The sequence below is a fragment of the Micromonospora sp. WMMA1996 genome (assembly GCF_002573675.1).
Taxonomy (GTDB): Bacteria; Actinomycetota; Actinomycetes; order Mycobacteriales; family Micromonosporaceae; genus Micromonospora; species Micromonospora sediminicola.
On sequence record NZ_PDHU01000001.1, the window covers coordinates 1,356,445 to 1,367,554 of the forward strand.

The 11,110-nt window shown below is 72.8% G+C and carries 9 protein-coding genes; 5 read left to right on the forward strand and 4 right to left on the reverse strand.

The window, feature by feature from the left end; genetic code table 11:
• Nucleotides 1–42 precede the first annotated feature (42 nt).
• On the forward strand, nucleotides 43–714 hold the full coding sequence (locus COO58_RS06665; protein ID WP_245666099.1) for a GPP34 family phosphoprotein: 672 nt from the start codon (nucleotides 43–45) through the stop codon (nucleotides 712–714).
• 67 nt (nucleotides 715–781) lie between these two features.
• On the opposite strand, the gene COO58_RS06670 is transcribed toward COO58_RS06665, so the two are convergent.
• Nucleotides 782–2,980 (reverse strand): (Fe-S)-binding protein, encoded by a 2,199-nt coding sequence (locus COO58_RS06670; protein ID WP_091566053.1) that lies wholly within the window; start codon nucleotides 2,978–2,980, stop codon nucleotides 782–784.
• Between the two features lie 167 nt (nucleotides 2,981–3,147).
• Nucleotides 3,148–3,411, reverse strand: a complete 264-nt coding sequence (locus tag COO58_RS06675) for a cell division protein CrgA (protein ID WP_091566056.1) — start codon at nucleotides 3,409–3,411, stop codon at nucleotides 3,148–3,150.
• A gap of 231 nt (nucleotides 3,412–3,642) precedes the next feature.
• Here COO58_RS06675 and COO58_RS06680 point away from each other — a divergent pair, with 231 nt between their 5' ends.
• The 4 genes from COO58_RS06680 to COO58_RS06695 all read left to right on the forward strand — a co-directional run bounded on the left by COO58_RS06680 (nucleotide 3,643) and on the right by COO58_RS06695 (nucleotide 7,683).
• Nucleotides 3,643–4,449: a DUF881 domain-containing protein gene (locus COO58_RS06680; RefSeq protein WP_091566060.1), complete on the forward strand. Its 807-nt coding sequence runs from the start codon at nucleotides 3,643–3,645 to the stop codon at nucleotides 4,447–4,449.
• Nucleotides 4,450–5,909: 1,460 nt separating this feature from the next.
• The gene (locus COO58_RS06685) at nucleotides 5,910–6,740 is read left to right on the forward strand and encodes a class E sortase (protein WP_255292535.1); all 831 of its coding nucleotides are present in this window, start codon (nucleotides 5,910–5,912) and stop codon (nucleotides 6,738–6,740) included.
• 3 nt (nucleotides 6,741–6,743) lie between these two features.
• The gene (locus COO58_RS06690; protein WP_091566062.1) at nucleotides 6,744–7,028 is read left to right on the forward strand and encodes a hypothetical protein; all 285 of its coding nucleotides are present in this window, start codon (nucleotides 6,744–6,746) and stop codon (nucleotides 7,026–7,028) included.
• A 4-nt stretch (nucleotides 7,029–7,032) separates the two neighbouring features.
• A complete protein-coding gene (locus tag COO58_RS06695) occupies nucleotides 7,033–7,683 on the forward strand; it encodes an aminodeoxychorismate/anthranilate synthase component II (protein WP_098744197.1) in 651 nt (216 codons plus the stop codon).
• A 242-nt stretch (nucleotides 7,684–7,925) separates the two neighbouring features.
• Here the strand turns inward: COO58_RS06695 and pknB are convergent, their stop codons facing one another.
• Nucleotides 7,926–9,752, reverse strand: coding sequence for a Stk1 family PASTA domain-containing Ser/Thr kinase (pknB, locus tag COO58_RS06700; RefSeq protein ID WP_098744199.1), 1,827 nt, complete (start codon nucleotides 9,750–9,752; stop codon nucleotides 7,926–7,928).
• On the reverse strand, nucleotides 9,749–11,110 hold the full coding sequence (locus tag COO58_RS06705) for a serine/threonine-protein kinase (protein WP_098744200.1): 1,362 nt from the start codon (nucleotides 11,108–11,110) through the stop codon (nucleotides 9,749–9,751). Before COO58_RS06705 ends, pknB begins: the two co-directional genes overlap by 4 nt.

Below are 11,110 nucleotides of genomic sequence, written 5' to 3' on the forward strand. Positions count from 1 at the left end.
GCACGTGGGCGCCGGTGGTGCGGCACCCGTAGCGTGGCGGGTATGGACGGCCTGCTGCTCACCGACGAACTGGTCCTGCTCGCCTACGACGACGCCGGCACGAACCGGCTCGGCCGCCCCCATCTGGACTACGGCCTCGCCGGGGCGGTGCTGCTGGAACTGGCCCTCGCCCGCCGGGTGGAGGTGGTGGACAAGCGGCTGGTGGTGACCGACCCCGCCCCCACCGGCGTGCCCCTGCTCGACGAGGCGCTGGCCACCGTCGGGGCCGGGCGGCCCCGCAAGCCGAAGGACTGGATCGGCAAGCTCGCCAAGGGACTGCCGGACCGGGTGCTCGACGGTCTGGTCGGCTCCGGGGTGCTGCGCCGCGACTCCGACCGGGTGCTGCTGGTCTTCCCGCGTACCCGCTATCCCTCGCCGACCGGCGCGGAGCCGGCGGTGGAGACGGCGGCCCGGCGGCGGATGGTGGACGCGCTGGTCGGCGACGGCCCGGTCGACGCCCGGACCGCCGCGCTTCTCACCCTGACCCGGGCGGTCGGCCTGGACCGCAAGCTCTTCCGCGAGCTGCCGAAGGAGCGGGTCAAGGCCCGGATGACCGAGATCGCCGCCGGTGACTGGGCCTCCGCCGCGGTGAAGAAGGCGATCGAGGAGATGCAGGCCGCGGTGATCGTCGCGACCACCGCCACCGCCGCCATCAGCGTCACCACGACCAGCTGACACGACGGCGGCGGCACCCGCGTGGGTGCCGCCGCCGTCGTGGCCCGGCTTCCCGCCGGGGTACGCCTCAGCCGGCCGCCGGAGCGGTCTCCTTCTCGCCGGCCGGCGCGTCCGGCTTGACCGAGCGCAGCAGCACGCTGGCCACGTCGACCACCTCGACGTCCTCGCCGGCGCCCTTGCCGTTCACGCCGTCGTTGAGCATGGTCGAGCAGAACGGGCAGCCGACCGCGATGGTCTTCGCACCGGTGGACATGGCCTCCTCGACCCGGTCCACGTTGATCCGCTTGCCGATCTTCTCCTCCATCCACATCCGGGCACCGCCGGCGCCGCAGCAGAAGGAGCGCTCGCTGTTGCGCGGCATCTCGGTCAGCTCGCCCTGGATGGAGTCGCCGAGCACCTCACGGGGAGCGGCGAAGACCCGGTTGTGCCGGCCCAGGTAGCAGGGGTCGTGGTAGGTCACGCCACCGTCGACCGGCTGCACCGGGGTGAGCTTGCCGGCGCTGACCAGGTGGGCCAGCAGCTGGGTGTGGTGCACCACCTCGAACTCGCCGCCGAGCTGGCCGTACTCGTTGCCCAGCGTGTTGAAGCAGTGCGGGCAGGTCGCGACGATCTTCCGCTTGCTCTTCTCCCGGCCGTCGAACGCCTCGTTCAGCGTCTCGACGTTCTGCTGGGCGAGCATCTGGAAGACGAACTCGTTGCCGATGCGCCGGGCCGGGTCACCCGAGCAGGTCTCGCCCTCGCCCAGGATGGCGAAGGAGACGCCCGCCTCGTTGAGCAGTGTGGCGACCGCGCGGGTGGTCTTCTTGGCCCGGTCCTCGAACGCGCCGGCGCAGCCGACCCAGAACAGGTACTCGAAGTCGTCGACCTCGCCGACCCGGGGCACCTCGAAGCCGAGGCCCTTGGTCCAGTCCTCGCGGGTGTTTTGCGGGGCGCCCCACGGGTTGCCCTTGTTCTCCAGGTTGCGGAGCATGACGCCGGCCTCGGACGGGAAGCTCGACTCGATCAGCACCTGGTAGCGGCGCATGTCGACGATGTGGTCCACGTGCTCGATGTCCACCGGGCACTGCTCGACGCAGGCGCCGCAGGTGGTGCAGGACCAGAGCACGTCCGGGTCGATGACGCCGCCCTCCTCGGCGGTGCCGATCAGTGGGCGGTCGGCCTCGGCCAGGGCCAGCACGTCCATGTGGGCGAGCTGCGCCTCGGTGGCCTTCTCCTCGCCGGTGAGGTCCTTGCCGCCGCCGGCCAGCAGGTAGGGCGCCTTCGCGTACGCGTGGTCGCGCAGGCTCAGCACCAGCAGCTTCGGCGACAGCGGCTTGCCGGTGTTCCAGGCCGGGCACTGCGACTGGCACCGGCCGCACTCGGTGCAGGTGCTGAAGTCGAGCAGGCCCTTCCAGCTGAACTGCTCGACCTGGGCGACACCGAACTGGTCCTTCTCCGGGTCGGCCTCCTCGAAGTCGAGCGGCTTGCCCTCGCTCGTCATCGGGCGCAGCGGGCCCAGGCCGGAACCGGCGGGCTTCTCCGGGTCGCGCTTGAAGAAGATGTTCGGGAATGCCAGGAACCGGTGCCAGGCGACACCCATCGTGACGTTCAGCGAGATCACGATGAGCCAGGTCATCGAGATGACGATCTTGATGAGCGCGGCGATGCTCGCGCCGTTCTCCCAGCTCGGCAGCGCAGCGCCGACGGCGTGGCTGAGCGGGGTGGCCCAGACCGGGTACTCGAAGTGGTCGGTGGCGACCTTGAAGCCCCGGATGACGAAACCGAAGATCAGGACCAGCAGCACGATCCACTCGACGAAGTAGCCCTGCCACATGGTCGAGCCGGTGAAGCGGGAGCGGTTCTCGGCGCGACCGGGCCGGTTGCGCAGCCGGATCGCCATCAGCACCACGATGCCGATCAGGCCGAGGATGCCGATCCACTCGGTGACCAGACCGAAGATCGTCCAGGACCCGATGATCGGCAACCCACCGGTCGGGGTGACGACCTCGAAGTAGGCCTCCAGCACCAGCAGCGACAGCACGACGAAGCCGACCATGACGGTCCAGTGCGCGGCACCGACCACGCTCCACTTCAGCATGCGGGTGTGACCGACGGTCTCCACCAGCATCTTCTTCGTGCGGGCGCCCTTGTCGGCGAACCGCTCCGGCGCGGGTTGCCCCAGCCGGATGACGGCCGTCATCTTCATGACCGCGCGCACCGCAAGCCACACCGCAACGGCGGTGATGGCGGCCGCGAGGATCGTGGTGACGATCTGGACGCTGCCCATCGAGTTGGCCTCCCGGTCTGCTGCTTGTCAGTGCAGCCTACGCGGAAGGTTACCCAGCAGTAACGTGAGTCTTCTCGCACCGGCCACGCCGCCCTGCGGACACCTTAGGTGCAGCGGAGTCCGGGTGCCGGACAGGGGCGGCGTGGCGTGACGTGCGACCGGGCGACTCAGCGCCAGCGGGAGAGCAGGATCAGCGAGGAGACCATCGCGCCGAAGCCCACCGCGAGGTTCCAGTAACCCCACGAGGCGACCGGGTAGGCCTGCTCGGAGAGGTAGTAGATCACCAGCCAGCCGATGCCCACCGCGATCAGCGCGACCGCGGTGATCGGCAGCCAGACCGGGCTAGGCTTGCGCGTCGCCGCCGTCGCCGTCGGGCGGACGTCCGTCGGCGGGGTGTACACCTTCTTCTTGCGGACCTGAGACTTGGGCACGACGCTCTCCAGAGGGGGGTACGACCTCGTCCGGCCTGACAACCGGGCGCGGGGGCGACGGTCCATGGCCAATAATGTTCGACAGCTAGCGTAGTCCCGACGGACCGTCCAGGCCACGAATGGGGTCAGGCCGGTGCACGGAGTGACCGAAAAGAGCGGGACTTTTCGGGTCGAGCAGGTCGGTTCGCATCGGCGCGGGCCGGAACGAGACGACGGGAAAGGGAACGCCCGGTGGAGTACACGTCCGGCGCCGCCTCCTGGCAGAAGGTCCTCCGCCGCGCGGTCGCCGGTCTGCTGCCCCGACGAGCGCGTCAGCGCCGCCCGGGCTGGTCGATCGGCGTGCCCCTGATCGCCGCCGCGGCGGGGCTGCTCTTCACCACCACCGCGACCACCGCCGGCGGCACCTCGCTGCGCGAGGACCGGCGGCCCCAGCTCACCCAGCTCATCGAGGACCGGCGCGAGCAGGTCGCGGCCAGCGAGGCGAAGGCGGCGCGGCTGCGCGACGAGGTCGAGCAGCAGACCGAGGCGCTGGCCGGCACCGACGGGCCGGTCAAGCTCCAGCGGGACCGGGCCGCCGCCAGCCGGCAGGCCGCCGGGTTCACCGCGCTCACCGGCACCGGAATCACCATCGAGCTGAACGACGCCGACTGGGGCCCCGGCCAGCCGCTGCCCAAGGGCGCCAGCAACGACGACCTGGTCGTGCACCAGGGCGACGTGCAGGCGGTGGTGAACGCGCTCTGGGCCGGCGGCGCGGAGGCCATGTCAATCATGAACGTCCGCGTCCTCAGCACCAGCGCGGTACGCTGCGTCGGTAACACCCTGCTGCTGCACGGCCGGGTTTACTCCCCTCCTTTCAAGATCGTGGCCATCGGCGATCCCGCGGAGTTCCAGCGGGCGCTCGCCGCCTCTGAGGGAGTCCGGGTGTTCAAGGAAGTGGCCGACCACTACCAGCTCGGCTACGTCGAGCGGGTCTCCACCGTCACCGTGCCGGCGTTCGAGGACTCCACCGCGCTGCAATCGGCGACGGTGCCCAGGTGACCGGCGACCGCCCCGCGGAACGCCACGGTCGCCCCGACGACCCGCACGAGGAGCCGACCGCGTTCCTCCCCACCGTCGACCGTCCGGCGCCCGCCCCGGCCCGGCCCCCGCTCGACCTGCCCTGGCCGGACGCCGGTCCGACCCACTCGTCCCCGGCCCGTCGCGACCTCGGCGGCCGTGACCCGGGCGCCCGTCGCCCCGGCCGTGACCCTGGCCCCGGTGACCTCGGCCGAGACCTCCGTTCCCATGGGCTGGGCCGTGACCTCGACGCCCGTGGCCTGGGACGCGAACTCGACACCCGTGGGCCGGGCCGTGACCCTGGCGCCGGTGACGCGAGCCGTGGGCTACCCGACCGGTGGGATCCCCGTGGCCAAGGGCCGGACCGAGGCGACCCCGCCGGCCGGGACGTCGGCCGCCGCGCACCCGACGGCCGTGGCGCCGGCGACCGCGCACCCGACGGCCGTGGCACCGGGGACCGCGCACCCACCCGCCGCGAACCCGCCCGCCCGGAGACCGGCGGCCGGGAGCCGGAACGTCGCAACCACGGCCACGGCCACGGCCACGGCGACGCGGGCGGCCGGCCCAGCGCCCCGCCCCCGCCCGCCTGGCCGGGCAACCAGGCCCGTCCGCCGAGCACCGCGGACCGGGCCGAGCCGCACGGGCCGGCGCGCGCCGAGGGCTACCCATCGACGCCCCACACCGAGACCCGCCCCCCGTCGTACCGGTCGTCGCCCCGCCCGGAGACCCGTCAGCCGGCACGCGCCGAGACGTACCCGCCCTCGTCCCACCCCGAGACCCGTCAGCCGGCACGCGCCGAGGGGTATCCGCCGTCGTCCCACGCCGGGACCCCGTCCTCGCCACGCGTCGAGGCGTACCCGCCTCCGCCCCACGAGGACGCCCGGCAGTCGGCGCGCGGCCTCGGCCGCCCGCCCACCGGTTCGGGCGGCCAGCACCCGGACGGCCCCGGGACGGCGGGGGGGCGAGCTGCCGAGAACCGGCCGGCCGGGCCCGCGGATGCCCGGTCCGCCGCGGCACCGGCCAGGCCCGCCGATCCGTACCGCTCCGACGGCCGCAGCGGAGTCGGCGGCCCGGCCACCCCCGAGGACCGGCGTTTCTCGGGGCCGTCCGGCCGCCGGTTCGATCCGACGTCGCGCACCGACCAACCCCCGCCGGGCCCCGTCGGCCCCTTCGCGCACCACGCCGACCCGGATCGCGCGCCGGCGGCTCCGCCCGGCGCCCGCGGTGGTGCCCCCGGCCCGATCCGACCGGCCGCCCCCGCCGACGGGCCGACCGACTTCCTGCCCCCGCTGGGCGGGCGGGCCGGCGCGTCCGAGCCGCGTGCCAGCGCGTCGCAACGGCACGGCGCCGGCCCCGAGCAGCCCGGCGACCCGGGTGCGACGGCGGTGCTGCGCCCGGTCAGCCGCCCGCCCGCCGATCCGCGGTTGGACTCCACAGCGCTGATGGGCGCCGTACCCCCGGTGCAGGACACCGGCGACGGCGGCGACGAGCCACCGGCGGAGCCGCCGCGCCCACGGCGCGGCGAGCGGGTGGTGCAGCTCCGGCCGGAACAGACCGGCGAGGGCTACCGCAGCGTCTACTCCGAACTGACCCGCCCGACCACGGGCTCCCGGCTGCGCTCGGTGATTCGCGGTACCGGTGAGGTGCTGATCACCTTCGGCCTGGTGGTGCTGCTCTTCGCCGGCTACGAGATCTGGGGCAAGTCGGTCATCGTCGACGCCCACCAGAGCGACCTGAGCGGTCAGCTCGCCCGGGAGTGGGAGACGGACCCGACCGTCGGCCCGACCACCGGGCCCAGCGTGAAGCCGAAGCCGCCGGCCGAGGGGAAGCCGGTCGCCGGCCTCTACATCCCCAAGTTCGACAAGCACTGGGTGGTCGTGGAGGGCGTCAGCCCGGACGACATCCGGTACGCCCCGGGCCACTACCCGGACAGCGCCATGCCGGGCGAGGTGGGCAACTTCTCCGTCGCCGGTCACCGCATCCGCTCCACCTTCTGGCGGCTGGACGAGTTGAAGGCCGACGACGTCATCGTGGTCGAGACCAAGACCGACTGGCTCGTCTACCGGGTCTACCAGCAGCGCATCGTCAAGCCCTCCCAGGTGGAGGTGGTCGCGCCGGTGCCGGGCAAACCGGACCGGAAGGCGACCGAGAAGCTGCTCACGCTGACCACCTGCAACCCCAAGTTCGACAACTACCAGCGGCTCATCGTCCACGCCCGGCTGGACCATGCCCAGCCGAAGTCGGCGGGCCGCCCGGCCGAACTGGAGGCCTGACCCGTGTACTCGTGGATCTGGCGGAAGCTGCCGTTCGGCCTGCCCGGGAAGCTGATCGGCTCGGTGCTGCTGGCCACCGCCACGGTCGCCCTGCTCTGGCTCGTGGTCTTCCCCTGGGCCGAGCCGCTGCTGCCCTTCGACGACGTGCAGGTCACGCAGGACTCCGGCGTACCGGGCGACGCTCCCGGGGGAGGACTCACCGACCCGACCGGGCTGCCGGGCGAGGAGGAGGAACTCCCCTACAGCACCGAGACCAACAACGCCCCACCCTCCACCCCGAACAGGTGACCCGATGCGCGTCCTGGTGATCGACAACTACGACTCGTTCGTCTTCAACCTCGTGCAGTACCTCGGCCAGCTCGGCGTGGACTGCGAGGTACGGCGCAACGACGAGATCGACGTCGCCGAGGTGGGCCGCGTCGGCGCGGACGGCGTGCTGCTCTCGCCCGGACCGGGCAGTCCCGACCGGGCCGGCATCTGCCTGGACGTCATCCGCGAGTACGCGGGCACGCTTCCCCTCTTCGGCGTCTGCCTCGGCCACCAGGCCATCGGTGAGGCGTTCGGCGCCACCGTGACCCGGGCTCCGGAGCTGCTGCACGGCAAGACCTCCGAGGTGCACCATCACGGCGTCGGCGTGCTCGCCGGCCTGCCCAACCCGTTCACCGCCACCCGCTACCACTCGCTCGCGGTGCTGCCCGAGACGCTCCCGGACGAGCTGGAGGTCACCGGCCGTACCGCCTCCGGGGTGGTGATGGCGATGCGGCACCGCACGCTGCCGATCGAGGGCGTGCAGTTCCACCCCGAGTCGGTGCTGACCGAGGGCGGTCACGTCATGCTGGCGAACTGGCTGGCCACATGCGGCTTCCCGGAGGCGCTGGAGCGAGCCCCGGAGCTGGCCGCCGAGGTCGACGCCCGCCGCCGCGCCGCCTTCGCCGCAGCCTGACCGCCCCGCGCCCCGCGCCCCGCGCCCCGCGCCCCGGCGATCATGAAGTTGGCGGCAGGTCACGCCCGATTTGTCGCCGCTAACTTCATGGTCAACAGGGGACGGGTTCGGGAGGGACGACACGTTGTCGAGATCTTGGTACGGGGGTGCCCTCAGGGGGCGGGGCCGTACCAAGATCGCGTCCGGAGAAGCAGCGTGGCGGTGTCCCGGTCGTCCGGGGCACCGCCACGTGCTCGACAGCGTCAGCCGTTGCTGCGCGTCGGCGGGACGGTCGGGAACGGGAAGCCGCCACCGCCGCCACCCGGCGTGCTGGGCGAACCGCTGGGAGTCGGGCTCGCCGGCGGGGACGGGCTCTCGCTCTCCTCCGGCGCGGCGATGTCGACGTAGATCGTCACCTGCTTGTCCCGGGCGTAGTTGGTGCCGCCCTTCGGACTCTGCTTGCTGACCCTGCCGACCTTGTCCGGCTCGGTGACCTCGTCGCCATCCAGGATGCGCACCTTGTAGCCGGCGTTCTGCAACTGCCGGACGGCCTGGTCCTCGGAGAGCCCCACCACGTCGGGAACCTCGGTGATGTTGCCCCGGGACACCTGGAGCTTGACGGTCGAGGCCTCGGGAACCGTGCTGCCCTCGTCCGGGTCGACCTTGACGACGATGCCCTTCTGGGCGCTGTTGTCGACGTCCTCGGTCTCGACCTTCAGGCCCAGGCCTTCCAACTGTCCCTGCACGTTCGCGACCTGCGAGCCCTTCAGACCCTTGGGGATGGTGACCTGGCCGGGGCCGGTGCAGATCTGGACCGAGACGGCGGTGTTCTTCTCCACCCGCAGGCCCGGGCCCGGGCTCTGGTTGACGACGGTGCCCTTCTTGCACTCCGTGTTCTGCACCGGGTCACCGTTGACGTAGCGCAGCCCGGCCTGGGTCAGCGCCGCCTGCGCCTCGGCCTGCGTGCTGTCCACCAGCTTCGGCACGGAGACCTTCTCGGCCCCGGTCTGGTTGAGCCAGAGCGCGGTGCCCAGCGCGATCACCGCGAGCACACCGAGCGCGGCGAACGTGGCGATGACCCAGGAGGAGGACTTGCGCTTGCGCGGATCCCCGACCCGGGCCGGCGCCTGCTGGCGCGTCTGCGGGCCCATCATCTGGGTCTGCTGCGCCTGGTGGTAGCCGCCTCCGGCGGCCGCCATCGGCATCGTCTCCTCGGACGGCATCACCGGGGTCGCCAGCACCGGCCGGCCGGCGGCGGCGCGGAGCAGGTCCGCCCGCATCTCGCCGGCGCTCTGGTAGCGGTTGAGCGGGTTCTTGGAGAGCGCCTTGAGCACGATGGCGTCGACCGCGGGGTTGACGTCCGGGTTGATCGTGCTGGGCGTCGGCGGCTGCTCCCGTACGTGCTGGTAGGCCACGCTGACCGGGCTGTCGCCGACGAACGGCGGGTGCCCGCAGAGCAGCTCGAACAGCACGCACCCGGCGGCGTAGACGTCGGAGCGGGCGTCGACCGCCTCGCCGCGCGCCTGCTCGGGGGACAGGTATTGTGCCGTGCCGATGACCGCGCTGGTCTGCGTCATCGTGGTCGCGCCGCTGGCCAGCGCGCGGGCGATGCCGAAGTCCATCACCTTGACCTGGCCGGTCTGGGTGAGCATCACGTTGCCGGGCTTGATGTCCCGGTGGATGATGCCGTGCCGGTGGCTGAACTCCAGGGCGGCGCACATGTCGGCGCAGATCTCCAGCGCCCGGCGCGGCTGGAGCCGCCCCTCGACGCCGAGGACCTCCTTGAGAGTCCGCCCGTTGACGAACTCCATCACGATGAACGGCAGCGTCTCGCCGGTCGGGGCGGTCTCCTCGCCGGTGTCGTAGACGGCGACGATGGCCGGGTGGTTGAGCGAGGCGGCGTTCTGCGCCTCCCGACGGAACCGCATCTGGAACGTGGCGTCGCGGGCCAGGTCGGCACGAAGCATCTTGATCGCGACGTCCCGCCCGAGCCGGAGATCGCGACCGCGGTGCACCTCCGCCATGCCGCCGTAGCCCAGCAGCTCGCCGACCTGGTACCTGCCACCGAGCAGGCGGGCCTGCGCTGTCATCGCGTCTCTCGTCCTTCGCTCGTCGTCGAACCGCCGCCGGCCGGCTGGAGGCGTACCTCACGACGGTACGACGTGCGGACCGGATAGTCGTCCCCGTACGCCCGCACCGCGCCGGACGTCACGCTCACACTCGCCGGTACGGGCGGACCGGCGGCACCGGCCACGTATTTCCGGTACCAGAAAGAAATCACGCCCGAACAGAGGATGACCAGCACGGCCACCACGATCGCCGTGGTCCAGAGCCCGGAACGGGAACGGCGCTGGGGCGGCGGCGCGGCGGGCGGGCGGGGGTACCCCTGGGGGTGGTGTTGCGGTCGGGGCTGTGGGACGGGGGCCGCCCCGCGCGGCGCCACCGGTGGGCGGGCCTGCGGGGCGGGGTGCGCGACCATGGTCGGACGCGGCGCCACCGGTGGGCGGGCCGGGGCCACGGGCGGGCGGGGCTGCGGGCGCGGGGCGGCGGTCGGCACCTGGGCCCACGCGACGGGCGCGGCGGGTGAGGCCGGGGCGCCGGAGATCGGGTGCCCGGCGCGCGCCTGCTGGGAGAGCGCGAGCTTGGCCTGGCGGGCGACGCTCGCCAGCGCGGCGGCGCTGGGCCAGCGGGCCGCCGGGTCCTTGGCCATCGACCGCTCGACGATCGCGCGCACCTGGGGCGGGATGTCGGCGGGGAGCGGCCGGGGTGCGTCGCGTACGTGCTTCATGGCGATCTCGAGCGGATTGTCCCCCTCGAAGGGGCGCCGCCCGGCCAGGCACTGGTAGGCCACCACGCCGAGCGCGTAAACGTCGGAAGCGGGGGTGGCGACCGCGCCGGTGGCCTGCTCCGGAGAGATGTACGAGGCGGTGCCGAGCACCGAGCCGGCGGCGGTGAGCTGCCCGACCAGGTCGGACCGGGCGATGCCGAAGTCGGTGAGCACCAGCGTGCCGTTCGGCCGCACCAGCAGGTTCCCGGGCTTCACGTCCCGGTGCACGATGCCCTTCTCGTGGGCCGCGTGCAGCGCGTCGGCGGCCTGGGCCAGCAACGCCATGGTGCGGGCCGGGGTGAGCCGGCCGACCCGGCTGAGCGTGGCGGAGAGCGCGTCGCCCTCCACGTATTCCATCACCAGGAAGGCGATCTGCTGGTCGCTGCCGAAGTCGTAGACGTCGACCACGCCGGGGTGGTTGATGGTGGCCATGGTCCGCGCCTCGCCACGGAACCGCTCGGCGAAGCCCGGCTCGTCGAGCAGCGCGGGGAGCAGGCTCTTGACCGCGACCGTACGGCCCAGCACCTGGTCGGTGCCGCGCCAGACGTCGCCCATGCCACCGCTGGCGATCCGCTCGTCCAGGCGGTAGCGGTTGCCGAGCTGCACACCCGGGCTGAGCAC

Excerpts from the sequence above, each read along its gene's own strand:
- COO58_RS06665 (WP_245666099.1), top strand. The coding sequence starts at position 43 with ATGGACGGCCTGCTGCTCACCGACGAACTGGTCCTGCTCGCCTACGAC.
- COO58_RS06670 (WP_091566053.1), bottom strand. The coding sequence starts at position 2,980 with ATGGGCAGCGTCCAGATCGTCACCACGATCCTCGCGGCCGCCATCACC.
- COO58_RS06685 (WP_255292535.1), top strand. The coding sequence starts at position 5,910 with ATGGGCGCCGTACCCCCGGTGCAGGACACCGGCGACGGCGGCGACGAG.
- COO58_RS06695 (WP_098744197.1), top strand. The coding sequence starts at position 7,033 with ATGCGCGTCCTGGTGATCGACAACTACGACTCGTTCGTCTTCAACCTC.
- pknB (WP_098744199.1), bottom strand. The coding sequence starts at position 9,752 with ATGACAGCGCAGGCCCGCCTGCTCGGTGGCAGGTACCAGGTCGGCGAG.